This window comes from Micromonospora sp. NBRC 110037 (genome assembly GCF_001652995.1).
GTDB classification, from domain to species: Bacteria; Actinomycetota; Actinomycetes; order Mycobacteriales; family Micromonosporaceae; genus Micromonospora; species Micromonospora chalcea.
Window position 1 is genome coordinate 313163 of the sequence record NZ_BBVA01000005.1, and the last position, 26030, is coordinate 339192.

Sequence of the window (26030 nt, forward strand, 5' to 3'; positions counted from 1 at the left end):
TCATGCCGCTCAGCCTCGCGGAGGTGGCGCGGGCGGGCAACCGACTTTCCCGGCGACCCGTGAGGCGTGCGCGTCGACATCACCCCACCCGATCCATAGACTCCGGTCGTTCTGGTACCACGAGTCCAGGGAGGACCACCGTGTCGAGCGAAACCCGAACGCACGCCGCATTACCCCTGCTGGCCCGCCTCGCCGGGGTGAGCGTGGCCGCCGCGACGATCGTCGCCGCCGCAGGTGTCGCCGCGACCGCGGCGCCCGCCGCCGACCCGGCGCCCACCAAGGGGCCGTGCGCGTACACGCCCACGCCGGACGAGCCGGCCGCCCGTCCGGTGCCGCTGCCGCCGGACCCGCGCCGCACGCCGGACCGGGGCACCGTGCGGGTCACGCTGCGCACCAACCAGGGGCCGATCGGGCTGACGCTGGACCGCGAGCAGGCGCCGTGCACGGTGCAGAGCTTCCTGCACCTGGTCCGTAAGCGCTTCTACGACCGGACGCCCTGCCACCGGCTCACCGCGTACCCGACGCTGACCGTGCTGCAGTGCGGCGACCCGTCCGGCACCGGCGAGGGCGGCCCGGGCTACCGCTACCGCGACGAGCTGCCCACCGACCTGCCGCCCGCGCCGACCGACCCGACCGGCGTACGCCGCCTGTACGCGCGCGGCACGCTGGCCATGGCCAACGCCGGCCCGGACACCAACGGCAGCCAGTTCTTCCTGGTCCAGGCCGACTCGGCGCTGCGCCCCAACTACACGGTGTTCGGTCAGGTCGACGCGGCCGGGCTGGCCACGCTGGACCGCATCTCGGCTGGCGGCATCGCGCCCACCCCGGAGGACCCGGCGCCGGTCGACGGCGCCCCGGCGGTGCCGGTGGAGATCTGCCGCGCCAAGCAGGGCCGCTGACGTAACTGCCCGGCGGGACGGCTGACGAGGCCGCCCGCCGGGCCCGCGTCGCCGCCGGTAGCCTGCGGCGATGACGCATGAGCGGGAGATCACCGAGCCGGTCGACCTGTGCCGGCCGGACGGGCGGCTGAACCCGGACGCGGTCGGCTGGAGCCGCCGGCCGCTGCACCGGGCGAACCTGCGCGGGTGGGGCCGGGCCAAGCGGTGGGAGCACTGGGGCGTGGTCACCCCGACGCACATCCTCGGCCTGGTCGCGTCGTCACTGGACTACGCCGGGGTGCAGAGCCTCTACCTGCTCGACCGGAGCACCGGCCGGGAGACGACGGCGGAGGCGGTGGTGCCGTTCGCCCGGGGCACCGTGCTGCCGCCGGTCAGCGGCGACGGCCCGGTCCGGGCCCGCGGCGGGAACCTCACCATCGCCGTGGACCAGGGCCCCGACGGCAGTACGCTGCGCGCCAGCGCGCCCGGCGTCGAGGTGGACCTGACCGTGCCGTTGCCGCCCGGCCACGAGTCGCTCGGCGTGGTGGTGCCGTGGAGCACCCGCCGGTTCCAGTACACGGTCAAGGACATCGGCCGTCCGGTGCACGGCACGATCACCGTGGACGGCACGGCGTACCCGGTGGGGGAGGGGGCGTACGCGGCGCTCGACCACGGCCGGGGCAAGTGGCGGTACGCGGTGCGGTGGAACTGGGCGGCCGGCAGCGGGCCGGGCCGGTCGATCCAGCTCGGCGGCAAGTGGACCGACGGCACCGGCTCGACCGAGAACGCGGTCTTCGTCGCCGGGCGGCTGCACAAGATCGGCGCGGATCTGACCTGGGAGTACGACCGCGCCGACTGGCTGCGGCCGTGGCGGATCACCGGCGACCGGGTGGACGTCACGTTCCACCCGTTCCACGAGCGGGTGGCGCGCACCAACCTGCTCGTGCTGGCCGGGGAGACCCACCAGTGCTTCGGGCACTTCACCGGCTGGGCCGCTACCGACGACGGCGGGCGCGTGGACCTGGACGGCCTGGTCGGCTGGGCCGAGGAGGCCCGCAACCGCTGGTGAGGCCGGTCCCCGCCGGGCGGGCCGTACGCACAGCGTGGGGCGGCCCCGTCCGGGACCGCCCCACGCGCGACTTCGAGGTCAGGCGACCGAGGCCGGGAACCTCTCCCAGACCCGGTGCGCCGCCATCAGCCGCTGCACCTCGGCGAGCACCTCGGCGCCGGAGCCACCGGTGACCACGCCCGGCGTGCCGGTGACACCGGCCTGGTTCAGCACCTCGGCGCCCGCGCCCCAGGCGCCGATCACCTTGGCGTGCCGCCACGCCTCCTCGACCAGCAGCAGCACCCGCGGGTCGACGGTGGCCGAGCCCGCCGCGCCGGCCTTGGCGTCGCGGGCCGGCAGCGCGTCCGGCGCCGGGGCCGGAGCGCCGGCCAGCAGCACCGCGTCGAACTCGACCGAGCGGCCGGTGGCGAACGTGCGCTGCACCGGCAGCCCGTCGACGGTGCCGCCGTGCGCGGCGATCAGCAGCGGCACCATGCCGGCGGCGAACACCTCCCGGCGTACGTCGTGCACGTCGCCCAGGTCGGCCTGGGCGTCGACCACGATGCCGACCATCCGGCCGTCGGCCGGCCACTCCCGGCCCACCTGGGACAGCGCCGGGCTGGGCTGCACCTCGGCGAGCGGCACGGTGGGCTGCGGCACCGGCAGGCCCAGACCGGTCGCGACCTGCTCGCACAGCACCGGGTCGACGTTGGCCAGGCACTGGAGCTGCCGCTCCTTGATCGCCTGGTGGTAGCACTTGCCCAGCTCGAACGTGTACGCCCGGATGATGTGCTCCTTCTCCACCGGCGACATGCTCTGCCAGAACAGGCGTACCTGGCTGTAGTGGTCGTCGAAGGAAGCCGGCGCGGCCCGCACCTTCGGCGCCTCGGCCACCGTCACCGGCGTGTCCACGAACGCGTGCTCCCGGTCGCCGGCCGGGAACGGGTTGCCCCCGTCGAGCGAGTTCGGCCGGTACGGCGCCACGCCCGCGTGCACCGCGTGCTGGTGAAAGCCGTCCCGCAGCATGTCGTTGACGTCGGCGTGCGGCCGGTTGATCGGGATCTGGGTGAAGTTCGGCCCGCCCAGGCGGGTGAGCTGCGTGTCCACGTACGAGAAGAGGCGGCCCTGCATCAGCGGGTCGTTCGTGACGTCGATGCCCGGCGGCAGGTGTCCGACGTGGAACGCCACCTGCTCGGTCTCGGCGAAGAAGTTGCGCGGCGTCTTGGTGAGGGTGAGGGTGCCGATCGCCTGCACCGGCGCCAGCTCCTCCGGCACGATCTTCGTCGGGTCGAGCAGGTCGATCCCGGCGAACGTCTCCTCCGGGGTGTCCGGGAAGACCTGGATGCCCAGCTCCCACTCGGGGAACGCGCCGGCCTCGATGGCGTCGTACAGGTCGCGGCGGTGGAAGTCCGGGTCCATGCCGCTGATCATCTGGGCCTCTTCCCAGGTGAGGGAGTGCACGCCGAGCTTCGGCTTCCAGTGGAACTTGGCCAGCACGGTCGCGCCGGCCTCGTCGACCAGGCGGAACGTGTGCACGCCGAAGCCCTCCATGGTCCGGTAGGACCGTGGGATGCCCCGGTCGGACATGTTCCAGATGGTGTGGTGCTGGGCCTCGGTGTGCAGCGAGACGAAGTCCCAGAACGTGTCGTGCGCGCTCTGCGCCTGCGGGATCTCCCGGTCCGGGTGCGGCTTGCCGGCGTGGATGACGTCCGGGAACTTGATCGCGTCCTGGATGAAGAACACCGGCATGTTGTTGCCGACCAGGTCGAACGTGCCCTCGTCGGTGTAGAACTTGGTGGCGAAGCCGCGGGTGTCGCGGACCGTGTCGGCCGACCCGCGCGAGCCCAGCACGGTGGAGAAGCGGACGAAGACCGGCGTCTCGCGCCCCTGCTTCAGGAAACCGGCGCGGGTGACCTTCTCGGCGGCGCCGTTGGCGACGAAGGTGCCGTGCGCGCCCGCGCCCCGGGCGTGCACCACCCGCTCCGGGATCCGCTCGTGGTCGAAGTGGGTGATCTTCTCCCGCAGGTGGTGGTCCTGGAGCAGGACCGGGCCGCGCGGACCGGCCTTGAGCGAGTGGTCGGTGTCGCGCAGCCGGGCGCCGTTGGCGGTGGTGAGGTACGCGCCCTGCTGCCCCTTGGCGATCTTCGGTACGCCGGTCTCGGCGCCGGTCGGGGTCCGGGTGTCCGGCGCGCCCTGCTCGGCCTTGGGCGGCAGCGGCCCGTGCGGCGTGGTCGGCTCCTCCAGCGGTGGTGGCGCGCTGCCGGGAGCGCCCGGCACGTCCGGAGTCAGCGCGTCGCCGACCTTCTCGACGGCGGCTTCGACGACACCCTTGACGATCTGGGCGGGCTTGCTGGATTCCATCAGGACCTGTCCTCCTACAGCTAAATGTCCAGGCCCCTTCGGCCGTACCCCAGCTGAGGGCGGGCAAACCGGAACAATCGCGGAATCACTGGTCAGGACCGGCGTGGCACCGTCACGCCGGTGAGCAGCCAGCGGCCGTCCAGGACGTCAGAGGATCCGCTTCATCGGCGCCGGCTCGCCGCCGCGACGCCGCCATTCGCGCGGGTAGCCCAGCGACACCTCCTCGAACCGCACCCCGTCGTAGTGGGTGGTGCGCGGGATGTGCAGGTGGCCGTAGACGGCGACGGCGGCGCGGTGCCGCACGTGCCAGTCGGCCGTCCGGTCGGTGCCGCACCACTGCGCGAACTCCGGGAACCAGAGCACCTCGGTGGGCTGGCGCACCAGCGGCCAGTGGCTGACCAGCACCGTCGGCAGCGCCGGGTCGGTGGCCTCCAGCCGCCGCCGGGTCTGCTCCAGCCGCGCCGCGCACCAGGACTCCCGATCCGGGTACGGGTCGGGGTGCAGCAGCATCTCGTCGGTGCACACCACACCGGCGTCGTACGCCACGCGCAGCGACTCCTCCTTGGTGGTGGTGCCGGGCGCGCGGAACGAGTAGTCGTAGAGCACGAACAGCGGCGCCACGGTGACCGGGCCGCCGTCGCCCCGCCACACCGCGTACTCGTCCTCCGGGGTCAGCACGCCCAGCTCGCGGCACATCGCGACGAGGGCGTCGTAGCGGGCCACCCCGCGCAACGTCACCGGGTCGTTGGGGTGGGTCCACAGCTCGTGGTTGCCCGGCGCCCACACCACTGTCGCGAACCGGTCGCGCAGCAGCCGCAGCGTCCGCTCGATGTCGGCGAAGACCTCGCCCACGTCGCCGGCCACGATCAGCCAGTCGTCCGCCGTCTCCGGTCGCAGGCCGTCCACCACCGCGCGGTTCTCCGCGTACGACACATGGAGGTCGCTGACCGCGTACAGCCCACCCGTCACCCGGCCGATCCTGCCAGCGGCGCTTCCGGATGACCAGGCTCGCCGGCCGGGCTCTCGACCCTCGCGGTCACCTCGTCGAGCGCGCGCAGCACCTCGCGGGCGATCGCCGGCTCGGCCGCGGAGTGCCCGGCACCGGGCACGATCCGCAACGTCGCCTCCGGCCACCGGCGGGCCAGGTCGTACGCGGACACCGGCGGGCAGCACAGGTCGTACCGGCCGTTGACGATCACCGCGGGCAGGTGGCGGATCCGGTCCACGCCGTCGAGCAGCTGGCCCTCGGTGAGGAAGCCGCCGTGCACGGCGTAGTGCGACAGGATCCGGGCCACCGGCAGCGCGTGCTCGTCGGCGGTGAAGTGGGCGAGCAGCTCCGGGTCGGGGCACAGCGACGAGTTGACCGCCTCCCAGCGTCCCCAGGCCTGCGCCCAGACCCGGGCCTGCGCCTCGTCCGGGCCGTGCAGCCGCCTGTGGTACGCGGCCAGCACGTCGTCGCGCTCGCCCGGCGGGACCGGGGCGACGAACCGTTCCCACTCCTCGGGCTGGAGATGCCGCAGTCCGCCCTGGTAGAACCAGTCCCGCTCGGCGCGGCGCAGGAGCAGCACGCCGCGCAGGACCAGGCCGGTGACCCGCTGCGGGTGCGCCTGCGCGTACGCCAGGCCGAGCGTGGTGCCCCACGACCCGCCGAACACCAGCCACGAGCCGATGCCCAGCCGCCGCCGGATCGTCTCCAGGTCGGCCACCAGATGCCAGGTGGTGTTGGCGCGCACCTCGCCGTGCGGGGTGCTGCGGCCGGCCCCCCGCTGGTCGAACAGCACGGCCCGGTAGCGCCCCGGATCGAAGAACCGGCGCGCGGCCGGCACCAGGCCGCCGCCGGGCCCGCCGTGCAGGAACACCACGGGTACGCCGTCCGGCCGGCCCACCTCCTCCACGTACAGGACGTGGCCGTCACCGACCGGGATCCGGTGGGTGGCGTACGGCTCTACCTGCCCGTCTTCAGCAGGCGACGTTGCCGCCGAGGTTGTCCAGCAGCGCGTCGGCGACCCAGCCGGAGACACCTGTGGTGACGTCCCGCAGGTACGTCCACGTGTAGGTGGTCTTGCCGCCAGCGGTGACCCGGTCGCCGCTGGCGAAGCAGTGGAAGTCGACGTTGTGGTTGAGCTGCCCGTACCCGAGCGAGGCGCAGGTGGTGTGCGGGCCGGTGCGGATGTTGACGTTCGTCGCGTTGAACAGCTGACCGAACTTGCTGTCGACGTTGGAGTGCGAGTGGCTGCACCCGGCGCTCGCCGGTCCGGCCGTACCGGTCACCACGGCGCCCGCCGTGGCGACGGTCAGGACGACGGCGGCGCCGATGGAGGAGATCTTCCGCATACCCGTCAACCCCCGAATAAAGATCGAGATGCACCAGCAGATCGATCCAAATATTTGCATAGAGCAAGGTCGATGGGCAAGATGCGGCGCCACCGGCCCGGCCCGGACCGGTGGCGCCGATCGCTCAGGCGGTAGCCGGCACGCCGTTGTCCGTACCCGTGGTCTCCACCTCGGGCGCCCCGCGCGGAGCCGGCGTGCGGACCGCGAACGCGTCGAAGCTCGGCCCGTCCAGCCGCTCGACGAACGGCTCCACGACGGGCTGCTCCGGCTCGGCCGCGTCCGGCTCGGTCCGCCCGTCCCCGGTCCGCCCGTCCCCGGTCCGCGGCGCCGCGTCGGGCGCGACGGTGACCGCCGGACGCGCCGACACCTGCGGGTACTCGGCGGTCTCCCCACCGCCCGCAGCCGCCGCCATGACCGCCGCCGCGGCGAGGTCGGCGACCCGCTTGGCCTCCCGCTGCACCCGGGCCCGGGTCTCCTTGGCGTGCTGCTCGGCCAGGTCCGCCGCGCGCCGCGCCTCGTCGAGCCGCCTGCTCTCGGCGGCCAGCTCCCGGCGTACGCCGACCAGCCGCTCCTCCAGCTCCGCGCCGCTGCGCTCGATCGTGCCGATCTCCCGGCGGGTCTCCTCCAGCTTCCGGGAGACCGTCTCCAGCTCCGCCTTGAGCCCGGTCAGCGTCTCCTGCCGCTGCTGGATCTCCCGCTGCACGCCGGCGAGCTGCTCCTGGTGCGCCGTCGTCTCCTCGTCGGCCCGCTCCCGGACCTCCGTGGCGTACTGCTGCGCCTCGGCGACCAGCGCGGCGATGTCCTTCTCCGCGGCGGCGGCCCGGTCGGCCAGCTCCTGCTCGGCGGCGGCCCGCCGCTCGTCCAGCTCCTTGGCCATCGTGGCCTGCCACTGGGCCAGCTCCTGCTGGGCCTTGCTGCGGTTGGCCTGGACCTCCTGCTGGATCTGCGTCCGCGCGGCCTTCACCAGCGCCTCGGACGCCGAACGCGCCTGCTCGACCTGCTGCGCGCTCTGCTCGGTGATCCGCTTCGCCTCCTGCTGGGCCCGGTCGTGCGCGGCCTGCCCCTCGACGCGCAGCTTCTCCGCCAGCTCCCGCACGGCGGCCAGCTCCGCCTGTGCCGCGGCCAGCCGCTCCTCGTCCACCCGCTCCTGCTCGGCCCGGCGCGCGGACAGTTCCTCGTCCAGCTCGCGCCGCTCCCGAGCGGCCTGCTCCTGCGCCGCGGCCAGCAGCTTCTCCGCCTGCGCCTGGAACTCCTCCGCGCGCCGGGTGGCCACGTCGGTGATCTGCCCGGCCTGCTTTTCGGCCAGGTCCAGGATCTGGTCGACCATCGGGCCGAGGTCCCGGAAGGACGCCCGGTCCACCGCCGCCGCCGGACGCTCGCGCAACTCGGCCGCCTCGGCCTGCGCCCGCTGCGCCTGCGCGGTCAGGTCACGCACCTGCGCGTACGCCCGGTCCCGCGCGGCGGTGAGCGCGCTGACCTCGGCGTCGACCTGCTCGACGTACCGGTCCACCTGACGTTTGTCGTAGCCGCGCAGCGCCGGATCGAAGCGCGGGCGCGCGGACACGTCGTCGTGGGGTGCGAACGGATCGTCGCCGTTGGACATGCGCCATCCTCCGTCGGTTCGCCAGCGCCAGGCCGGCGGATGACCGCCCCGCAGGGCACGATGAGGCGCTACGGTACCGCGTCCGCGCGCGCGTCTCGCCCCGCCCCGCCCCTGCCCGGCCGACCGGCGTCGCGGTCAGACCGGGAAGTGCGGGTTCCCCGCCGTCAGACGGATGGTGAAGCCGCCCGCGTCGCGGTGGTGCGTCACGTGGTCGCAACTCTGGTGGCTGATCCAGAGACCCAACCCGCCGTCGGAGCCGTCGCCGGCCGGCAACAGTCCGGCGTACGGATCCTTCGGCCCGGGGCCCCGGTCGTGGACGGTGACCACGATCCGGTCGGGCGCGCGCCACAGCCGCATCCGCACCGGCGGCTCGCCGTGCCGCAGCGCGTTGCTCACCACCTCGCTCACCGCGATGACCAGCCCGTCGGCGCTGTCCGGCGCGAGCAGGCCGTCGTCGGCGGCGCGCACCTCCGCCCGGGCCCGGGCCGGCGTCGGGTCGATCAGCTCGACCAGCGGCGTCGTCCGCTGCACCGGGTCCAGCGGCACCGGGCGGGGCTCGGTCAGGTAGCTCATCGGGTCGGTGTAGAGATCGGCCGTCTCGTGCCCGCCGTCCGGCCGCGCCACCCGGGGGTGGGTACGCGCCACGTCCGCCAGCACGTGCGACGGGGTGCTGCGGCGGTCGTAGGCGCAGATGCCCCAGAGCGGGAAGTCGTCGTAGACGTGGTTGATGGCCGACTCGTAGCGGGCCCACCAGTCCCAGGTCGAGCCGAGCAGCACCGGCGGCAGCTGGCCGACCATCCGGATCTGCGCCGCGCCCGCCGCCACGTAAGACGCGAGCAGTTCCCGGTAGGAGCGCAGCGCGACGCTGGGCCGGGCGTAGAGGTCCCCGACCGGCAGGAACGTGACCTCGGCGCCGGTGGGCAGCGCCCGGCGCACCAGCTCCGCGTTGCGCTCGTCCAGATTCACCGCCGTCGGCTCGCCGGCCGCGACCCCGTCCAGCAGGAACGGCAGCGCCACCGCCAGCAGCTCCTCATCGGAGTCGTAGACGAACGCCTCGTGGAAGTAGCCCACGTGACCGGAGGCCGCGCCGCTCCTCATCCGAGCACCTCCACCCGTACCCCGGTCAGGCCGAGCAGCTCGACCAGCCGGGCCGGGGTCCGGTGCGGGGTGCGCAGCACCGCGACGGCGTCGTGGCGGCGGGCGTGGTCACGCAGGTGCAGCAGGCTGCGGTGATCCACGAAACGCAGCTCGGCGGCGTCGAACACGACCCGGCCCGCCACCGGCCGCGGGTCGGCCCGCTCCAGCGCGGCGGCGAAGTCCCGGTGGTTGGTCGGGTCCAGCTCGCCGGCCAGCGCCACCACCGAGTCGCCGTCGCCGGCGTGCAGCCGGAACAGCACGTCCGCGTTCGTCACCGGGTGCAGGCAGGCCAGCTCGGCGATTGCCGCGTCGCCGAGCTGCCGGCGGTCGTAGGCGCAGATCGCCGACATCGGCCGGTGCCGCATCCAGTGGTCGATGCGGTGCTCGTAACGGGCGAAGGCGTCCCGCTGGGCCGGGGTGCGGACCAGGCTCGTCGCCTCGGCCAGCACCCGCAGGCCGGTGTGCCCGGCGGTCAGCGCCTCGGTGGTGGCCCGCACGTACGCCCCGACCTGCCGGTTGGGGTCGACGATCTCGTCGTGCCGGTACGCCTCGCCGACGGGAACCAGCCGTAGCGCGTCCCGCCGGCGCGCGGCGTCGAGGCCGGGAACCGAGGCCAGCCAGCCGGTGACAGTGGCACGATCCTCCGGACAGACCACCCAGACCTGCTCACCGGCGGCGAGACCGGCGCTGACCTGCTCGACCGTCAGCGCGCGCAGCGCGGCCGGGTCGTCGTAGGCGAGGCAGCCATGGGTGTAGCCCGGGTACGACACGCTCCCGCTGGTCACCGACTCCGCCTCATCGGCCCAGTCTATGCCGGGCCCACCTGGAGATCGCGCCAGGCCGTGGCCTCCGGCGGCGGGTCGCCCAGCTCGAACTCGGCCCAGTTGTTCCAGTACGCGATCGCGTCCACGTCGTTCTGCTGGCGCAGCCAGGTGACGTGGTCCCGGATCGTGCGCGCCCGGCCCGCGCCGGTGGTGTCGGTGGCGACGCGGGTCAGCCCGTACTCGGGGACCAGCAGCCGGATGCCCGGGTACGCGGCGCGCACCTTGCCGAAGGCCACCCCGAACATCCGCGAGGCGGGCCAGTACGCGGCCGTGTCCCGCGAGTAGCAGTCCACGCCGTAGTGGGTCATGCCCGGATAACCCCAGTCGGTCGGGTTGCCGCGTCCCTCGTCCAGCCAGTAGCGGGTCACGATCGGGCCGTGCCCGAGCACCCACCGCCGGTTGCGGTGCGCGGCCACGATCTGGGTCACCCGGCTCGCCGTCGCCCGGTACGTCGCCGGCGCCACGTCGCCCATCGGCTCGTGGTACCAGGTCAGGTAGATCGGGCGGCTCACGCCGTCGAGCCAGCTCGCCAACTGCTCGACGTCGTCCTTCCAGCTGACGTGCATGACGGCCGACGGCGCGTCGGCGAACTTGCCGGCGTTGAGCGCGGGCAGCTCCGGCAGCGTGTCCGCGTCCGGACCGTCAGTGCCGAAGTCGCGCATGTAACGGATGCCCGGGTAGTCGGCCACCGCCCGCTGGGTCCGCGCGCCCTTCTCCGCGCTCATCCCGACCAGCAGCGGCACGGTCAGCGTGGTGGTGCCCGTGCCGGTGCGGCCGGCGCCGTCACGCGCCGTCGCGGTCAGCGTCACCGTGCCCCGGCCGGCCAGCACGGTGACTGTGAAGCGGCCCGGTTCGGCGCTGCTGGGTGTGACCGTCACCCCCGGCGAGGCGCTGGCGAGCTGGACGGTCAGTGGCACGCTCAGATCCACCCGGACCGGGCTGTCCCAGGTGACGCCGGTGGGGTCGCTGACCCGGCCGGCGAGCGTCAGCAGCCGCGAGTCGGGGTGGTAGGCGTCGACCCGTACGGTGGTCGACTGCCCGGGCAGCAGGACGGTCTGGTCGGGGGTGACGGAACGGACGACGGGTGCGGCCATGAGGCTCTCCTTCGACGTGTTTCGCTGCCGCTCCAGCCGCACGTCCTCGGGTGGCCAGAATGGCTCTGACCTGCGCTTTTACCAGCTTGCGTCGGTTTTGCCGCGATCGTCAGGGCAGCCGCAGATGGCGCGAAACCCGGTCCCGCCACGCTGTCGCGCCCGCATCCTGAACCGATGTCGGGCACCGTGCGGGGAACGCGCGTACCGGACTGCAGAACCGCCCGGCCGCCGGCCCGGCGGCGCACCGCCGTGAAAAAGGAACGGCCCACCCCGTCACGTCGCCGGTCCGGAACGCCGTACCGGCGTGCAGGCGTACGGTGCGGTGCGCGTCGGTGGACCTGCGGCGGTGAGTCGCCGACGCCCATGTCCCGCAGCATCGGCCACAGCGCCTGCGAGCGGCTCGGTCATCGGGGCGACCCGTGCCCACAGCCGGACCACCCGACGTTCCTCCTCGACCTCACCCCGCAGTGACCCGCCCAAGATCGACACCGGTTCGGGGAGGTGGCTGCATCAACGGTGGTCTGATGCCCCCACTTCCCCGACCTGGTGTCGATCTTGGATCGGGATGCCGCCACTTCGCCGAGCTGGTGTGGATCATGTTCCGTGGATCCGGCAGGTCGGTGGAGTTGTCGGAGGTGGGCTGCGCTCCGGTCTGGTTGGTGCGGTCTGGTTGTTGTCCGCGTAGCTGTGCTGGCCGCCGCGCGCGGTCGACCCCGATGATCGACACCAGTTCGGGGAGGTGGCTGCATCGGAGGTGGTCTGATGCGGCCAGCTCGCCGAGATGGTGTGGATCTTGGTGGGAGAGTGCGTCAGGGGAGGGGGTGGGAGATGTCTCGGGCGTGGTCGGCCACCGCCGCGCCGACCACCGTCGCGGTCAGCGGCAGCACCTCCAGGCACCGCCGCACCGCCGCCCCCATCAGCGGGTTCGGCACCCGCATGGACAGCGTGCAGTGCGGCACCCAGCGTCCCGGCCGGTAGTGCTCCACCACCTCGACGCCGGCCCGGGCCAGCCGGTCGTGCACCTCGGCGTGGTGCGCCAGCAGCTCGGGCGTCGGCGCGAGACCGAGCCAGAGCACCCGGCCGACGAACTGCCCGGCGTGCTGGAACTCCAGCCGCAGCGGCGCGGCCACCACGGTTTCGGCGAGTGCCTCGGCGACGCGGTGCGGGTCCAGGCGGGGCGCCACCGCGAGCGAGACGTGCGGGCGGTGCCGCTGCGCCAGCAGTGACCGCAGGCTCGGCACCCCGTCGGACTCGAGCAGGTCCCACAGCACCCGGATCCGCCGGGTGGCGTCGGTGTCGAGATACAGCTCCAGCGCCGCGACCACCCGATCACAGTAGATGTCGGGTCCCGCGACGAGGTTTGCCGGGCACGCTGGGCGGTACTGCCCGGGAAGACGCACGAGACGGCAGGGGAGTGAGGTGCGCGTGGACGCGACGGATGTGCTGATCGAGGCGTACGGGCGGTTGCCCGATCTGGTCGCCGGGGCGCTCGACGGGCTCGACGCGGCCCAGCTGCGGCGGGCGCCGGCCGACGGGGCGAACCCGGTCGGCTGGCTGGTCTGGCACCTGACCCGGATCCAGGACGACCACGTCGCCGACGTGATGGGCGAGCCGCAGCTCTGGGCCGGCGGCGACTGGGCGGCGCGGTGCGGTCTGCGGCCCGACCGCGCCGACACCGGCTTCGGGCACGGCCCGGAGCAGATCGCCGCGGTACGCCCGGAGAACGGTGGCGTGCTGCTGGACTACCACCGGGCGGTGGTGGACCGGAGCCTGGACTACCTGCGCGGGCTGCGCCCGGCCGACCTGGACCGGGTGGTGGACGAGAACTGGGATCCGCCGGTGACGCTCGGGGTGCGGCTGGTGAGCGTGCTCGACGACGACTTCCAGCACGTCGGCCAAGCCGCCTACGTGCGCGGGCTCATCCTGGGCTGAGCGCCGCCCGGCCCCGTCCCAGCGGGCCCGTCCGGCCGCTGCCGGGTCACCGCCGCGGCTCACCCGGACCGGGTGAGTTCGCCTCACCCGGGGCGGGGGGATCCTCGCGGCACGGCCGGCGCCGTCAGGCGGGTGGCCGCGACGACCGACGAGGAGGCCCGATGAGCGTCTCGGCCGCGGAACACCTGACCCGGGCCGCCGCCGGCCGGAACCCCGACCTGCCCGAGACCACCTGCGGCACCATTCGCCTGGACCTGCACGACGACGGCCGCACCGAGCACTGGTACCTGACCGTCGACCGTCAGGACGTCCGGGTGGACCGGCTCTCCGCGGACGCCGACCTGGTGGTCCGCGCGGACCGGGAGGTGTTCGACCGGATGGCGGCGGGCCTCCTGCATCCGGCCGCCGCGTTGCTGCGCAACGACATCGCCGTCGAGGGCGACCTCAAGCTGCTGATGGTGCTGCGCCGGATCTTCCCCGGGCACCCGGACGCCCGGCATCCCCGGGAGGCGGCCGGGCAGGCGGTGGCCCGATGAAGCAGGAGCTGGTCCACGTCCTCGCCGGAAACGCCTTTGCGGTCAGTGACGCGCAGGGCGACATGGAGATCGACCCCAGCGCGCCGATCGGTCTCTTCTCCTTCGACACCCGGTTCCTGAGCCACTGGGTGCTCACCGTCGACGGCGAGCGGCTGAACGCGCTGTCCCGCGACGACCTGACCTACTTCGAGACCCGCTTCGTGCTGGTGCCCGGCGCAGCCAGCCACTATGTGGACGCCGACGTGTCGGTGATCCGGCACCGCCTCATCGACGAGGCGTACCACGAGAGCATCACGGTGCTCAACCACTCACCCGAGCCCGCCGAGTACACGGTGCGGCTGGAGATGGGCAGCGACTTCGCCGACACGTCGGAGATCCTGCGTCCCGGCCCGCGCCGGCCGACGATCGTCCCCGATCCGGCCGGGCAGCGGTTGTGGATCCGGTACGAGCGCGGGCGGTTCTCCCGGGGGACGTGCGTCTCCAGCTCGGCCCCGGCGCAGGTGGACCGGAGCGGGATGACCTTCCGGATCCGCGTCGAGCCGCAGGGTGCGTGGCACGTCGACCTGCACGTCGAGATGATCATCAAGGGGGCCCGGGGGCGGGACCTGCGGGCGAGCATCGACTCCCACCGGCAGCAGGTCCGGCAGGACATGCGCGACGACCTGCGGCGGTGGCTCGACCAGGCCCCGCAACTGGTCTCCGACCGCCCGGCGCTGACCGCCGCCTACCGGCAGGCGCTGAACGACCTGGCCGCGCTGCGGTACACGCCGCTGGCGTACGTCGACCGGGTGCCGGTCGGCGGGCTGCCCTGGGCGATGACGCTGTACGGGCGGGACGCGCTGATCACCTGCCTCCAGACGCTCCCGTTCACGCCCGAGCTGACCACGGCCACGCTGCACATGCTGGCGATGCTGCAGGGCGGCCGGCTCGACGACCTGCGCGAGGAGGAGCCCGGCAAGATCCTCGCCGAGCTGCGGTACGGCGAGGCGGCCGCGTTCGACGAGCAGCCCACCGCGCTCTACTACGGCGCGGCCGACACCACGCCGCTGTTCGTGATCCTGCTCGACGAGTACGAGCGCTGGACCGGTGACGTCGACCTGATCCACGAGCTGCGTCATCCGGCCCGGATGGCGCTGGACTGGCTGACCCGCTACGGCGACCTGTGCGGCGACGGCTACCTGCGTTACCACCCGCGCAACACGGCGAGCGGAGTGGCCAACCAGACCTGGCGCAACTCCCCGGACTCGGTGGTCGACCGGCACGGCGTCGTGCCGCCGTACCCGCGCGCCACCTGTGAGCTTCAGGGGTACGCGTACGACGCGCGGATCCGCGGCGCCCGGCTGGCGCGGGAGTTCTGGGGCGACCCGGGCTACGCCGAGCGCCTGGAGGCCGACGCGGCGCGGCTGCGGGAACGGTTCGATCGCGACTTCTGGCTGCCGCAGCGGGGCTACTACGCGCTGGCCCTCACCCCGGACGGCGAGCCCGTCGACGCGCTCACCTCGCATCTCGGCCACCTGCTGTGGAGCGGCATCGTCGAGCCGGAACGCGCCGACTCGCTGGCCGGGCACCTGTGCGGGCCGGACCTGTACTCCGGCTGGGGCATCCGCACCTACGCCGAGGGGCAGTTGCCGTACAACCCGGTGGGCGCGCATCTCGGCGCGGTCTGGCCGTGGGACAACGCGATCGTCGCGGCGGGCCTGCGGCGGTACGGCTACGAGGCGGAGGCGGGCGACATCACGGCCGGCGTGTTCGCGGCGGCGGAGACGCTCGGCGGCTCGATCCCGGAGGCCTTCGCCGGCTACCCCCGCGGGGTCACCAAGTACCCGGTGCAGATGCCGGATGCCGGGCGGCCGCAGTCGTGGGCCGCGAGCGGCCTGCTGATGCTGCTCTCGACCATGCTGGGGCTGCGCCCCTGCGGAGACAACCTGCTGGTGAACCCGGCGGTCCCGGCCGGGTACGGGCGGATCGAGCTGCTCGACGTGCCGGGCCGGTGGGGACGGGCCGACGCGTACGGCCGGGAGCGCGGCACGAGCCGGCGGCTGCGGGCGGGCGTGGACGCCCGGCGGGCCGCTTGACCCGCCCGGCGTCCGTCAGCCCGAGCCGGTGGGTTCCCGCGAGGCGGGCCGGACCGGCGCCGGCGGGTCGGCCGACGCGGGCGGTCTGTCGAACAGCGCCCAGTCGGCGATCGCCAGCAGCGGCACCACCGTGTGCAGGAACTGGTTGCCCCACCACTCGCCCGGTTGCCGGTCCGGCTGCGCCATGGCGAACGGGCTGGCCGGGTTGGCCAGCACCAGGTGGTAGACCGTGCCGGTGATGGTGATGTAGAGGGTCACCGCTCCCTTGAGGACGCTCGGCGGCTCCGGCCGACCGCGCAGCGCGCACCAGGCGGCGTAGCCGGCGAGGACGCCGACAGCCACGTTGCTCTGGATGGTGAAGTACGGCAGCAGGCCGGTCAGCGTGGCCGGGCCGAGCGCGGTGAGCACGATGCCGGCCAGCACGGCGAGCACCACTGCGAGGCGGAGAAGGATCGCCGGTCGGCGACGCCGGGGGGTCACGGAGGCACAAGTTACCAGCCGGTCGTCAGCCGGTACGCCGCCCGGGCGGGGTGCCATCGGGCCGCTTCGCCTGCCCCGGCGGGAGGACGTCCGCCCCCGGCGGCCCGACCGACGGCTGGACCGGGTGAGCGGATCTGCCGCCGCCCCGCCCGCCGTCGGCCTTCCCCGGCGTGTCGTCGTCGCCCAGCAGCGCGGCGCAGTAGTCCGGCACGCGCTCGTGGCCCCCGGCCGCGGCGACGAGGTCGCTGAACGCGGGGGTGGCCAGAGCGCGCCTCCGGTCCGGCTCGGCGAGGGCCCGGTACGCGACGCAGAGTCCGGGCGGCGCGGACTGCTGCGCCGCCCGGGTCGCCGGTGAGAGGGCCGGCAGGGCGGGGCGGGCCGACGGCACGGGCGGCGCGGCGTCGACCGGCGTCGCCGCCGGGCGCGCGACGTGCGGCAGGTTCCCGGTCGCGGCGAGCGCGACGCCGGTGAGGGACGCGGCGAGCGCGGACACGGCCACCCGGACGCCGAAACGGACGCGGCGGCGACGGCGTGCCCGCCGGGCGTCCCGGAACCCCGCGACGGCTGCCGCCTCCCCGTCGAGTTCGCCCGTGCCGGGCGCGGTCCGGACCGCGGCCAGTACAGCCACCAGCCCCGGCGGAGCGGACGACGTGTCGCCGGGGCGGCCGGCGAGCAGCCGCTCGACGGTTTCCTGGTCCAGGCCGGATGCGTCCATCTCGTGACCCTCAGCGCCGCCACCCGGCCCCGCGTCACACTTCGGCGCGGCGGAACGCCGGTGAGGCCGGTCACCCCGGTGCCGGTCACGGCCCGCACGGCATCTCCGGTTGCCGATGTCCGGCGGTCGCGGTGAACTGAATTACATGGGTGTCATCAAGGTGGGCACGTCCTCCTGGGCCGACCAGATGCTGGTCCGTTCCGGGTGGTATCCGCGCGGCGTCAACACGCCCGCCGGCCGGCTGGGTTTCTACGCCGAGCGCTTCGGACTGGTCGAGGTGGACACGTCGTACTACGCGGTGCCGGCGCCGGAGACCACGGCTGCCTGGGCGGCCGCGACGCCGGACGGGTTCACCTTCGACGTCAAGGCGTTCCGCCTGTTCACCGGCCACCACACCCCGATCGACGCGCTGCCGAAGGATCTGCGTCCGGCCGGCGGCCCGAACCGGATCCGCTGGCGCGACTTGCCCGCCGGGGCGTACGACGAGTTGTGGGACCGGTTCCACGCGGCGTTGGCACCGCTCGCGGCGGCCGACCGGCTCGGCGCCGTGCTGTTGCAGTTCCCGCCGTGGCTGGCCCGCGGCGACGCGGCCCGGCGGCGGATCCTGGACGCCGCGCGCCGCTGCCGCCCCTGGCCGGTCACCGTCGAGCTGCGGCACTCCTCCTGGTTCGACGGGGACGCGATGGCCGAGACGGTGACGTTCCTGCGCGAGCACGACCTCGGGTACGCCTGCGTGGACATGCCGCAGGGGCACGTCTCCTCGGTGCCGCCGGTCCTGGTCGCCACCACCGATCTGGCCGTGATCCGGTTCCACGGGCACAGCACGGCCTGGGAGAGCGGCGACAAGCAGGAGCGGTTCCGCTACGCCTACGGCGAGCGGGAGCTGCGGCACTGGTCGGTGCTGCTGCGCGAGCTGGCCGACCAGTGCGCCGAACTGCACGTGCTGATGAACAACTGCTGCGGCGACCAGGCCCAGCGCGACGCCGCGAGCCTGGCCGACCTGCTCGGCGTCGCCCCGGCCGCCGCGCGCGCCTGAGGTTTTCCCGGCTTCCTTGCGGGTACCGCCGGGTTCGTGGACGACCGCGAAGGGGGATCGGTGGAGCAGCGGCGCGACGAGGACGAGCGGGACCCGCGGGCGACCCGGGAGGCCGAGGAGGCGCACGGCGGCAGCATGGCGCCGGGCCTGGTCGACGACACCGGGCACCCCGTGGCCGAGTCACCGGTGCCGGACAACGAGCCGTCCGCGCTCGGCGGCCCGGACGCGGACGGCACCGGCTCCTGAGCTCTCACTGACGCGTCTCCGGACGCATCCCGGTCGCCTCCTCCAGCGCGTTGTCGCCGAGGTCGCCGTCCGCGCGGTCGTCCGGGAACGTCCGCGCCGCCGGGGCCGGGTCCGGCGGCGCGCCCGGCCCGGCCTCCGGCGTCCGGGTGGGTTCCATGGTCCCGAACCCGTGCCGGCCCGCCTTCGGGCCGCCCGGTCCTGCGCCGGCCGCCCGGCGCTCACCGAGCCGTCCCTCGGGCACCGCCGTCTCCTCGCTGCCCTCGTCCATCGGGTCGTCGTCGCCCGCGCCCCACGGCGGGTCGGCGTCGAAGCCGCCGGTGCTGCCCCACGGCGCGGCCGACTCCGGCCCGCGCCCGTCGCCCGTACCCGGGCGGTCCCTGCTGGTCATGGTCACCTCACCTTGGCTGCTGGCCACCGGCGTGGCCGGTCCGGTCCCGGTGCACCGCGCGGCCGACGGCCCACCCCGATGTGGGCCGTCGGCCGCGCGGTGGTCAGCGGGTCGCCCCGACCAGGTGACGGCCGGCCGCGCCCACGGCGGCGACCTTGCCGATGTTCTTCGGCGCGGCCATCAGCCCGCCCGCGCGGTCGAGCATGCCCCGGAACACCTGCCCCGGCTTCTGCTGCTCACCCATGTACGCCGACACCACGACCAGCGCGCCGGTCATCGCCGGCACCGCCCACTGGAGCAGCTTCATCTGCCGCTGGCTGGCGGCGACGTTCGCCGGGGTGTGGTGGTTCGGCTCGGTGGTCCCCTCGACCGGCGGCCCGCCGGCCCGCTCCAGCCGCCTGCCGACCAACCGGCTGTAACCGGTCACCGCCAGCGCGCCGACCGTCAGCGCGGTCTTCACCGCGCTCATCTTCCCCACGCCCGCCTGGCGGGCCATCCGCGGGCTCTCGGTGACCAGCTCACCGACCGCGCCGGCCAGGTGCGCCCCGATCGCCGCCGCGTTGACCGGCGTCCACCGCGCCCACCCGGCCGAGGCCACCGGCAGCCGTTCGGTCGTGTCGTTGATCCGCGCCGCCGCGCCGTTCACGCCCAGCGCCCCCATCAGGGAACCGCCGAACCAGGCCGCCAGGCCCAGGTCGTGCATCGAGCGCAGCGTGGTGTGCCGTTCTGACATCAGATCCCCCTCCGCCGTGTTCGGGCGGTGCGGCATACCCACGATCGGGCGACTCACGCCCGGGCGTGGCTCACCGGCGGGGAGCGTGCCGGCTCGGCTCAGCGGCGGGGGAGCGTGCCCGCGAACGCGGCGATCCGGGCGGCCAGCGGCGCCGACGCGCGTACCCAGGTGAAGTGGTCGAGCGGCGCGCCCGCCTCGGCGACCGTGTAGCGGTGCCGCGTCACCGGCGCGCCGGCCAGCTTCCCGCAGAGGTGGTCGAGCGTCTCGTGCGGCGTGTACTGGTCGTCGTCGACGCTGACCGCGAGCACCGGCGTGCGGATCCGCCGCACGGCGGCCTCCGTGTCCACCCCGTCCAGCGCCGGGAACCGGCCGGTGCGGGCGGTGTGCGCCCAGTCCCGGATCACGCCGGCGGCCTGCCGGCCGCCGAAACCCCAGCCGGGCCAGACGCCGAGCAGCCGCGCCGTCGCGGCGATCCCCTGGGTGTACGGCAGCACGCCCCACCCGCGCAGACCCGGGTACGTCCGCCACCACGGCAGCCCCACCGCCACCAGGGCCAGCCCGTCCACCCGGTCGTCGTCGTCCAGCGCCTGGTGCAGCACCGCCACCTGACCGCCCAGGGAGTGCCCGAGCAGCAGCCGGGTGCGGCCGTCCAGCCGGGGCTTGAGCGCGTCGAGCACGGCGCCGACGTCGGCGGCCATCTCCTGGTAGCCGTACCGGCAGGCGCGCGACGGCGCGGGGATGCTCTCGCCGGTGCCGCGCAGGTCGGCCACGATCACCGCGAGCCCGGCCTCGCGCAGCGCGGCGGCGAACGGCCGGTAGTAGCGGGCGCGCACACCCATCGCGGGCCAGATCAGCACCACCGGCGCGCCGGGCGGACCGGCCGGCTCCGGGTAGACCTGCACGCCGAGGCGCGCGCCGTCGACGTCCACGAACTCCTGGATGTAGTCCCCGCTCACCCGGATCAGGGTACGGCCCGAACCCTACCGGTGGGTAGCAAGGGGTCGCCTCACGCCACCGCCGGTGCGGGCCGGGCCGCGGTGGTCAGCGCGCCGTAGACGGCGACGAGCTGCTCCGCGCAGCGCCTCCAGGAGTACCGGCTGCGGACGCGGTCGAGCGCGGCGGTGGCGTACGCGAACCGGCGCACGTTGTCGCCGAGCAGCCGCCGCAGGGCGGTGCCGAGCGCGCGGGGGTCACGCGGCGGCACCAGGTCGCCGGTGAGCCCGTCCACCACGCTGTCGGCGATGCCGCCCACGTTCGTGCCGATCACCGGCACACCGCAGGCCATGCCCTCCAGCGGGGTGAGCCCGAACGGCTCGTACCAGGGTGCGGCCACGAGCACGTCCGCCGACCGGTACCAGGCGGCCATCTCCTCGCGCGGCACGCCGCCGAGCAGCCGTACCCGGTCGGCCACGCCGCACGAGTCGGCGAGCGCGGACAGCCGGCGGGCGAACGTGTCGGCGGGCAGCAGGTGGGCCGGCGGGCCGCCGACCACCACGCACTCCGCGTCCGGCACCGCTGGGAGCGCCCGGACCACGTCCAGGAAGCCCTTGCGTTCGACCATCCGCCCGACGGTGAGGATGCGCGGGCGGGCCGGGTCGCGGGGCGCGACCGGGCCGTCCGGGCGGAACACCGCCTCGTTGACGCCGGACGGCACGAGGGCCATCCGGGACCGGGGTACGCCCATCCGGACCAGTTCGGCGACCTCGTCGGAGCACTGCACGACGACCCGGTCCACGGCCCGGCCGAGCGCCCGCTCGTAACCGGCGCGCCCCGGTGGACCGGTGTCCGGCACGCCCTGGTGGCGACGCTTGACCGTGCCGAGCGAGTGGTACGTCAACACGGTCGGCACGCCGGTGCGACGGCTCGCGTGCACGGTGGCCAGCCCGCTCGTCCAGAAGTGCGCGTGCGCCACGTCCGGGGTCCAGCCGCCGCGCCGCCAGGTGTCGGCCAGCCGGCCCCCGAACTCGCCCGTGTGCGGCAGCAGGTCGGCCTTCGGCACCCGCCGCGCGGGACCGGCCGGCACGTGGCACACCTGATAGCCGTCGGGCGCGTCGACCGCCTCGGGCAGCGCGGGGGAGTCACGACGGGTGTAGACGCGGACGTCGTGGCCGGCGACGGTGAGCGCGGACGCGAGTTCCGCCACATGCGTGTTCTGGCCGCCCGCGTCCTCCGCGCCGGGCGCGGCGAGCGGGCTGGCGTGCTGGGAAATCATCGCGATGCGCATGTTCTCGTCCTCCAGGATCCGGTCCCAGTCGGCGAGGAATCGGTCCGGACCGGACCGCTTCCTCGCCGCCTCGCGTGCCCGTGCGCCGAGTCGGTACGCGGCGTCGGCGCCCTCGGTCAGCCGGCGCGCCGCCTCCACGAGCGTGTCGACGCGGGTGGCCGGCGCCCCGGCTTCCGGTGGGACGGCGTCCACCGCTTCCGTGGGGGCCGGAAGATCGCGTTGATGCCGGGGACGCGCATGGAGGGACCCGTACCCTCGGCTTGCGCCCCTAACCAGGAGATCGTCGACTTCTCCGCGCGCCGCCCGCTCCGCTGTGGAGGCTCGCGGCCCTGGCCAGGGCGTCGACGCGTGCCCCCGTACCGAAGAACGGGTCCACGGAGGTCCTGTTTCGCCGCGGGGCGTCAGCCCGGCAGCATCCCCGGGCCGAACACCTCGTAGGCGATCCGCTCGCCCGGCACGCCCCGGCGCAGCAGGTTGGCCCGGACCAGGTTCATGAACGCCACCGGGCCGCACAGGTGCGCGGTCACCCCGGCGGGCAGCGCGAGCCGGTCCGGGTCGATCAGTCCGGCGGACACCTCGGCCTTCAGTCCGGGCAGGTCGGCCCCGGCGGCGTCGAGATACCAGAGGTGGAGGGCCAGGTTCGGCAGCCGCTGCTGCAGCGCGGGCAGTTCGTGGCGCAGCGCGTGCGCCTCGGCGGCGCGGTCGGCGTGCGCCAGCGTCACCCGGCGTCCCGGATCCCGGTCGGCCAGGTGGGCCAGCGCCGCCATCGCCGGCGTGAGTCCGATCCCGGCGCTGACCAGCAGCAGCGGCCCGTCGCCGCCGGCCGCGTCAACCTCGCCGAACGCCGGGCTCAGTCGCAGCGTGTCGCCGACCGCGACCCGGTCGTGCAGGTGACCGGAGACCATTCCGTCGGGCGCGCCGCCCTCGCCGCGTACCCGCTTCACGGTGATCCGCCACTGGTCGGCGCCGGGACGGCCGGAGAGGCTGTACTGGCGGATCTGCTGTCCCCGGCCGCCGCCCAGGTCGACGGCGACCGAGACGTACCGGCCGGGGGTGAAGCCGGGCGCGGCGCCGCCGCCGGCCGGCGCGAGGGTGAGCGAGACGACGTCGGCGCTCTCCCGGTTCCGGCCGGTGACCCGCCAGTCCCGCCACACCGGACCGCCCTCCGGTACGCCGGCGCCCGCGTAGAGCCGCGCCTCGCGGGCGATCAGCTCGCAGGCCAGCAGCCAGTAGACCTCGTCCCAGGCGGCGGCCACCTCCGGGGTGACGCCGTCGCCGAGCACCTCGGCGACGGCGGCGAGCAGGTGCCGGCCGACGATCGGGTACTGGGTGGCGGTGATGCCGAGGGAGGCGTGCTTGTGCGCGATCCGGTCCAGGACCGGCCCCCACGGCATGCCGCCGTCGCCGGTCAGGTGCGCCGCGTACGCGACCACCGCCGAGGCGAGCGCGGCCTTCTGCGCGCCGGTGGCCTGGTTGCCCCGGTTGAACAGGTCCAGCAGGTCCGGGTGGGCGTCGAACATCCGCTGGTAGAAGCGGCCGGTGATGGCCTCGCCGTGTGCCCGCACGACGGGCAGGGTGGCGGTCACGATCGCTGCTGAGGATTCCGTGAGCACTACCGAATCTCCTTCCGGGGCTCGAACAGGTCGATCCCCACGAAACAGGATTTCTGGATTCCTCTTTTAGGGTCGAAGGTCCCGGGAGTGCGGTGGCATGGGTCACCGTGAATCTGCCTGTGTCGCCGAGGGCACCGAATGGCTAGGGTCGGTGCGTGAGGCTCAACCGGTCGACCGACATGGCGCTGCGGATCGCCATGCTCACCGCCGCGTCCCCGGTCCGGGCCACAGTCGACGAACTCGCCACCCGGCTCGCGCTGCCCCGCAGCCACGTCGCCAAGGTGGTGCAGCGGCTGCAACGCATCGGCGTCCTGGTCACCATCAGAGGCCGCTCCGGCGGCGTCGCCTTCGCCGAACACGCCGGTGACCTCACCGTCGGCCAGGTGGTCCGCGCCTTCGAGGGCGACGGCGAGGTGGTCAACTGCGCGCAGCCGGTCTGCCCGCTCATCGCGGAGTGCCGGCTGCGCGGCGAGCTGCGCCGCGCCCAGGCCGCCTTCCTCGCCGTGCTCGACGGCGTACGCCTCGGCGACCTGGTCGACGGATCCGCCGGCCCGCTCCTGCTCAGCCTCGGCGCGCCACCGGCCGGTCGCTGATGGCCGTCTCCCATCCGATCTTCGCCCGGCTCTTCGCCCGCGCCAGCGTCGCGATGGACCAGGCCGGCGTGGCCGGGCACCGGGCCCGCCTGGTCGCCGGGCTGCGCGGCCGGGTGGTCGAGGTCGGCGCCGGCAACGGGCGCAACCTCGCGCACTACCCGGCGAGCGTGACCGGCGTGCTCGCCGTCGAGCCGGAACCCCACCTGCGCGCGCTGGCCCACGCCGCCGCGCCGGGCGCCCCGGTCCCGGTCACCGTCGCCGCCGGGCTGGCCGAGGAACTGCCGGTCGCCGACGGCGCCGCCGACGCGGTGGTGGTGTCGCTGGTGCTCTGCTCGGTGCCGGACCAGGCGGTCGCGCTGCGCGAGGCGCGGCGGGTGCTGCGGCCCGGCGGCGAGCTGCGCTTCTACGAACACGTGGTGGCCGCCACGCCCGGCCTGCGCCGGGCCCAGCGCCTGGCCGACGCCACGCTCTGGCCGCTGTTCTGCGCCGGCTGCCACACCGCCCGGGACACGGTGGCCGCGATCCGCGCCGCCGGTTTCGAGGTGACCGCGCTGGACCGCTTCCGCTTCCCGCCGACCGGGCTGCCGGCCCCGGCCTCGCCGCACGTGCTCGGCGCCGCGATCCGGGCCTGACGCCGGACCGGGCCGGTTCGTCCCGGCCCGGTCCGGCGTGCTCAGCTCACATTCACCGTGCCGTCCGGGGCGCGGACGCAGGAGACGGTACGGGCGCCGGTGGCCGCCGCCCCGGCCAGGCACCGGCCGAGCACCTTGTGCCCGGCGGCGTTCGGGTGCCACGACTCCTGGCAGGTCTGGAAGTACGTGCCGCAGGCGTTGGCGATCCGCTGGATGTCGAGCTTGTCGAACCCGGAGAGACTGGTGACGAACGTGCCGGTCGGGCCGTCCATCAGCCGGATCGGCGTGGCCAGGGCGTTGCCCGGGCTACCGGTCGACTCGCAGAGCCGGGCCCCGTCGAACGCGCGCTGCACGTTCAGGTAGACCAGGTCGTCCTGCGGGAACTCGTTGGCGAGCGTGCCGCGCACCGAGCTGACCAGCGTGCCGAGCCCCTGCGAGAAACGGTGCCCGGGCGCCAGGCTGGCCCGGTGGATCGGGCACCCGGCCGCGTACCGCTCGGCGCCCAGCGCGCGGAACTTGTCCCGGGTGTCGTCCCGGCTGTCCTCGGTCCAGTAGCTCTGCTCCAGCTCGAACGGCAGCGGGTTGGTGTAGTCCTGGAACACCACCCGGTGCTGGCCGTCGGCGTCGATCTCGTCCAGCGTGGTGAGCAGTTGCCGCAGCGCCGTGGTGGTCTCCGCGGTGGCGGCGGCGAACTGCGCGGCGGTGCCCAGGTCGGCGTCGGTGCACGGCTTCTGCTCCACCGGCCCGCCCAGGTACGCCCAGAACTCCCACCAGCCGGTCCAGGCGTCGGCGATGAACCGGTTGGCGCACTTCTCCGCCACGCTGCCGAAGGTGAACGAGCTGTTGTTCGAGCCGAGGCCGACGAGCACCAGGTCGATGTCGTGGGTCCGGGCCACCGACCGGAGCTGGTCGAGCTGGGCGGCCACCTGCCGTCCCTTGGCCCGCGTCGACGAGGCGTTCGCGATGTCGTACGGCTGGCCGCCCGAGCAGGCCAGGTTGAACCGCGCGGAGATGCCGGGCAGGTTCGCCTGGAACAGCGAGGCGTTCGGCGATCGGTGGCAGAAGTAGGCGTTGGCGTTGGCGGCGGACCAGCCGGGGAAGCCCTGGGCCACCCCGTTGACGTCCACCACCGGCGCGTACGCCCCGGCGCCCTCGCCGCTGATGAAGCTGTCTCCCAGCGCCACCGCGGCGGTGGGCAGCGCGGCGGCAGCCGGCTGGGCGGGCGCCGCGGCGGCGGGTAACGCCACCGCGGCGAGCGCCAGCGCCGCCGCGAGCGCGGAACGACGGAACACGGACATGCCCGACCTCCCAGACATCGAAACGTGAAAGATTCTTTGGGATGGCGATCAGATCACGTGCGTGTGACGGGCGTCAATGCCCTGACACCTGCGACGGGTCGCCGGGGAAGACATCGGGCGTGCGGATCGTTGTGCCGCCTGGACGCCCCGTCCGCCCGCCGGACCGCCGTACGCGGCGGCGGCGCGGACCCGGCCGCGAGGCCGATCGCGCAACGCACCGCCCCGGTACCGCCGACCTGTCAGGGCATCC

General features: G+C 74.5%; 26 protein-coding genes. 9 read left to right on the top strand and 17 right to left on the bottom strand.

Annotation, left to right across the window (positions count from 1 at the left end; genetic code table 11):
• The first annotated feature begins 140 nt into the window (after positions 1-140).
• Positions 141-899 (top strand): peptidylprolyl isomerase, encoded by a 759-nt coding sequence (locus tag A4R25_RS17720; RefSeq protein ID WP_013474698.1) that lies wholly within the window; start codon positions 141-143, stop codon positions 897-899.
• A gap of 70 nt (positions 900-969) precedes the next feature.
• On the top strand, positions 970-1947 hold the full coding sequence (locus A4R25_RS17725; RefSeq protein WP_064447453.1) for a DUF2804 domain-containing protein: 978 nt from the start codon (positions 970-972) through the stop codon (positions 1945-1947).
• A gap of 78 nt (positions 1948-2025) precedes the next feature.
• On the opposite strand, the gene A4R25_RS17730 is transcribed toward A4R25_RS17725, so the two are convergent.
• The 9 genes from A4R25_RS17730 to A4R25_RS17770 form a co-directional block, all read right to left on the bottom strand.
• Entirely contained in the window at positions 2026-4287 is a 2262-nt protein-coding gene (locus A4R25_RS17730) for a catalase (RefSeq protein WP_064447454.1), read from the bottom strand.
• A gap of 147 nt (positions 4288-4434) precedes the next feature.
• The gene (locus tag A4R25_RS17735; RefSeq protein ID WP_064447455.1) at positions 4435-5256 is read right to left on the bottom strand and encodes a metallophosphoesterase; all 822 of its coding nucleotides are present in this window, start codon (positions 5254-5256) and stop codon (positions 4435-4437) included.
• Positions 5253-6182: a prolyl aminopeptidase gene (gene pip / locus A4R25_RS17740; RefSeq protein ID WP_231915566.1), complete on the bottom strand. Its 930-nt coding sequence runs from the start codon at positions 6180-6182 to the stop codon at positions 5253-5255. Before pip ends, A4R25_RS17735 begins: the two co-directional genes overlap by 4 nt.
• A 64-nt stretch (positions 6183-6246) precedes the next feature.
• On the bottom strand, positions 6247-6621 hold the full coding sequence (locus A4R25_RS17745; RefSeq protein WP_064447456.1) for a hypothetical protein: 375 nt from the start codon (positions 6619-6621) through the stop codon (positions 6247-6249).
• A gap of 124 nt (positions 6622-6745) precedes the next feature.
• Positions 6746-8224: a hypothetical protein gene (locus tag A4R25_RS17750; RefSeq protein WP_064447457.1), complete on the bottom strand. Its 1479-nt coding sequence runs from the start codon at positions 8222-8224 to the stop codon at positions 6746-6748.
• Between the two features lie 135 nt (positions 8225-8359).
• Positions 8360-9322, bottom strand: coding sequence for an anti-sigma factor RsbA family regulatory protein (locus A4R25_RS17755; protein WP_043325136.1), 963 nt, complete (start codon positions 9320-9322; stop codon positions 8360-8362).
• The gene (locus A4R25_RS17760) at positions 9319-10146 is read right to left on the bottom strand and encodes an MEDS domain-containing protein (RefSeq protein ID WP_043325135.1); all 828 of its coding nucleotides are present in this window, start codon (positions 10144-10146) and stop codon (positions 9319-9321) included. The genes A4R25_RS17755 and A4R25_RS17760 overlap by 4 nt, the downstream gene beginning before the upstream one ends.
• 23 nt (positions 10147-10169) lie before the next feature.
• Positions 10170-11279, bottom strand: a complete 1110-nt coding sequence (locus tag A4R25_RS17765; protein ID WP_043330389.1) for a hypothetical protein — start codon at positions 11277-11279, stop codon at positions 10170-10172.
• Between the two features lie 809 nt (positions 11280-12088).
• On the bottom strand, positions 12089-12604 hold the full coding sequence (locus A4R25_RS17770) for a 2'-5' RNA ligase family protein (protein ID WP_064447458.1): 516 nt from the start codon (positions 12602-12604) through the stop codon (positions 12089-12091).
• 100 nt (positions 12605-12704) lie between these two features.
• On the opposite strand from A4R25_RS17770, the gene A4R25_RS17775 reads away from it, so the two are divergent.
• The 3 genes from A4R25_RS17775 to A4R25_RS17785 all read left to right on the top strand — a co-directional run bounded on the left by A4R25_RS17775 (position 12705) and on the right by A4R25_RS17785 (position 15822).
• Positions 12705-13211 (top strand): DinB family protein, encoded by a 507-nt coding sequence (locus A4R25_RS17775; RefSeq protein WP_043330388.1) that lies wholly within the window; start codon positions 12705-12707, stop codon positions 13209-13211.
• 161 nt (positions 13212-13372) lie between these two features.
• Complete coding sequence (locus tag A4R25_RS17780; RefSeq protein ID WP_064447459.1) at positions 13373-13747, top strand: SCP2 sterol-binding domain-containing protein; 375 nt, start codon at positions 13373-13375, stop codon at positions 13745-13747.
• On the top strand, positions 13744-15822 hold the full coding sequence (locus A4R25_RS17785; RefSeq protein WP_064447460.1) for a glycogen debranching N-terminal domain-containing protein: 2079 nt from the start codon (positions 13744-13746) through the stop codon (positions 15820-15822). The genes A4R25_RS17780 and A4R25_RS17785 overlap by 4 nt, the downstream gene beginning before the upstream one ends.
• A 15-nt stretch (positions 15823-15837) precedes the next feature.
• Here A4R25_RS17785 and A4R25_RS17790 read toward each other — a convergent pair whose 3' ends face one another.
• Together A4R25_RS17790 and A4R25_RS17795 are read right to left on the bottom strand one after the other, a co-directional pair.
• Positions 15838-16302 carry a Pr6Pr family membrane protein gene (locus A4R25_RS17790; protein WP_231915567.1) on the bottom strand — a complete coding sequence of 155 codons (465 nt, stop codon included), beginning with the start codon at positions 16300-16302 and terminating at the stop codon, positions 15838-15840.
• A gap of 25 nt (positions 16303-16327) precedes the next feature.
• The gene (locus tag A4R25_RS17795) at positions 16328-17017 is read right to left on the bottom strand and encodes a hypothetical protein (RefSeq protein ID WP_064447461.1); all 690 of its coding nucleotides are present in this window, start codon (positions 17015-17017) and stop codon (positions 16328-16330) included.
• 145 nt (positions 17018-17162) lie between these two features.
• On the opposite strand from A4R25_RS17795, the gene A4R25_RS17800 reads away from it, so the two are divergent.
• Both A4R25_RS17800 and A4R25_RS17805 read left to right on the top strand, forming a co-directional pair.
• The gene (locus tag A4R25_RS17800; RefSeq protein ID WP_064447462.1) at positions 17163-18053 is read left to right on the top strand and encodes a DUF72 domain-containing protein; all 891 of its coding nucleotides are present in this window, start codon (positions 17163-17165) and stop codon (positions 18051-18053) included.
• A gap of 36 nt (positions 18054-18089) precedes the next feature.
• A complete protein-coding gene (locus tag A4R25_RS17805) occupies positions 18090-18299 on the top strand; it encodes a hypothetical protein (RefSeq protein ID WP_064447463.1) in 210 nt (69 codons plus the stop codon).
• A gap of 4 nt (positions 18300-18303) precedes the next feature.
• On the opposite strand, the gene A4R25_RS17810 is transcribed toward A4R25_RS17805, so the two are convergent.
• The 5 genes from A4R25_RS17810 to A4R25_RS17830 all read right to left on the bottom strand — a co-directional run bounded on the left by A4R25_RS17810 (position 18304) and on the right by A4R25_RS17830 (position 23257).
• A complete protein-coding gene (locus A4R25_RS17810) occupies positions 18304-18687 on the bottom strand; it encodes a hypothetical protein (protein ID WP_064447464.1) in 384 nt (127 codons plus the stop codon).
• A 103-nt stretch (positions 18688-18790) separates the two neighbouring features.
• Positions 18791-19420, bottom strand: a complete 630-nt coding sequence (locus tag A4R25_RS17815) for a hypothetical protein (RefSeq protein ID WP_043330386.1) — start codon at positions 19418-19420, stop codon at positions 18791-18793.
• Positions 19421-19518: 98 nt separating this feature from the next.
• Positions 19519-20376 carry an alpha/beta fold hydrolase gene (locus A4R25_RS17820; protein ID WP_064447465.1) on the bottom strand — a complete coding sequence of 286 codons (858 nt, stop codon included), beginning with the start codon at positions 20374-20376 and terminating at the stop codon, positions 19519-19521.
• Positions 20377-20426: 50 nt separating this feature from the next.
• Positions 20427-21644: a glycosyltransferase gene (locus tag A4R25_RS17825; RefSeq protein WP_064447541.1), complete on the bottom strand. Its 1218-nt coding sequence runs from the start codon at positions 21642-21644 to the stop codon at positions 20427-20429.
• Between the two features lie 401 nt (positions 21645-22045).
• A complete protein-coding gene (locus tag A4R25_RS17830) occupies positions 22046-23257 on the bottom strand; it encodes a globin domain-containing protein (protein ID WP_064447466.1) in 1212 nt (403 codons plus the stop codon).
• Positions 23258-23412: 155 nt separating this feature from the next.
• Between A4R25_RS17830 and A4R25_RS17835 the strand changes: the two genes are divergently transcribed.
• Both A4R25_RS17835 and A4R25_RS17840 read left to right on the top strand, forming a co-directional pair.
• Entirely contained in the window at positions 23413-23850 is a 438-nt protein-coding gene (locus tag A4R25_RS17835) for an Rrf2 family transcriptional regulator (RefSeq protein ID WP_064447467.1), read from the top strand.
• A complete protein-coding gene (locus A4R25_RS17840; protein WP_043325126.1) occupies positions 23850-24482 on the top strand; it encodes a class I SAM-dependent methyltransferase in 633 nt (210 codons plus the stop codon). The genes A4R25_RS17835 and A4R25_RS17840 overlap by 1 nt, the downstream gene beginning before the upstream one ends.
• Before the next feature lie 41 nt (positions 24483-24523).
• Here the strand turns inward: A4R25_RS17840 and A4R25_RS17845 are convergent, their stop codons facing one another.
• On the bottom strand, positions 24524-25780 hold the full coding sequence (locus tag A4R25_RS17845) for a hypothetical protein (RefSeq protein WP_043325125.1): 1257 nt from the start codon (positions 25778-25780) through the stop codon (positions 24524-24526).
• Positions 25781-26030 lie beyond the last annotated feature (250 nt).

Coding starts and splice junctions, on each gene's coding strand:
- A4R25_RS17725 (WP_064447453.1), top strand. CDS start 970: ATGACGCATGAGCGGGAGATCACCGAGCCGGTCGACCTGTGCCGGCCG.
- A4R25_RS17730 (WP_064447454.1), bottom strand. CDS start 4,287: ATGGAATCCAGCAAGCCCGCCCAGATCGTCAAGGGTGTCGTCGAAGCC.
- A4R25_RS17745 (WP_064447456.1), bottom strand. CDS start 6,621: ATGCGGAAGATCTCCTCCATCGGCGCCGCCGTCGTCCTGACCGTCGCC.
- A4R25_RS17750 (WP_064447457.1), bottom strand. CDS start 8,224: ATGTCCAACGGCGACGATCCGTTCGCACCCCACGACGACGTGTCCGCG.
- A4R25_RS17755 (WP_043325136.1), bottom strand. CDS start 9,322: ATGAGGAGCGGCGCGGCCTCCGGTCACGTGGGCTACTTCCACGAGGCG.
- A4R25_RS17765 (WP_043330389.1), bottom strand. CDS start 11,279: ATGGCCGCACCCGTCGTCCGTTCCGTCACCCCCGACCAGACCGTCCTG.
- A4R25_RS17780 (WP_064447459.1), top strand. CDS start 13,373: ATGAGCGTCTCGGCCGCGGAACACCTGACCCGGGCCGCCGCCGGCCGG.
- A4R25_RS17785 (WP_064447460.1), top strand. CDS start 13,744: ATGAAGCAGGAGCTGGTCCACGTCCTCGCCGGAAACGCCTTTGCGGTC.
- A4R25_RS17795 (WP_064447461.1), bottom strand. CDS start 17,017: ATGGACGCATCCGGCCTGGACCAGGAAACCGTCGAGCGGCTGCTCGCC.
- A4R25_RS17800 (WP_064447462.1), top strand. CDS start 17,163: ATGGGTGTCATCAAGGTGGGCACGTCCTCCTGGGCCGACCAGATGCTG.
- A4R25_RS17810 (WP_064447464.1), bottom strand. CDS start 18,687: ATGACCAGCAGGGACCGCCCGGGTACGGGCGACGGGCGCGGGCCGGAG.
- A4R25_RS17815 (WP_043330386.1), bottom strand. CDS start 19,420: ATGTCAGAACGGCACACCACGCTGCGCTCGATGCACGACCTGGGCCTG.
- A4R25_RS17825 (WP_064447541.1), bottom strand. CDS start 21,644: ATGCGCATCGCGATGATTTCCCAGCACGCCAGCCCGCTCGCCGCGCCC.
- A4R25_RS17840 (WP_043325126.1), top strand. CDS start 23,850: ATGGCCGTCTCCCATCCGATCTTCGCCCGGCTCTTCGCCCGCGCCAGC.
- A4R25_RS17845 (WP_043325125.1), bottom strand. CDS start 25,780: ATGTCCGTGTTCCGTCGTTCCGCGCTCGCGGCGGCGCTGGCGCTCGCC.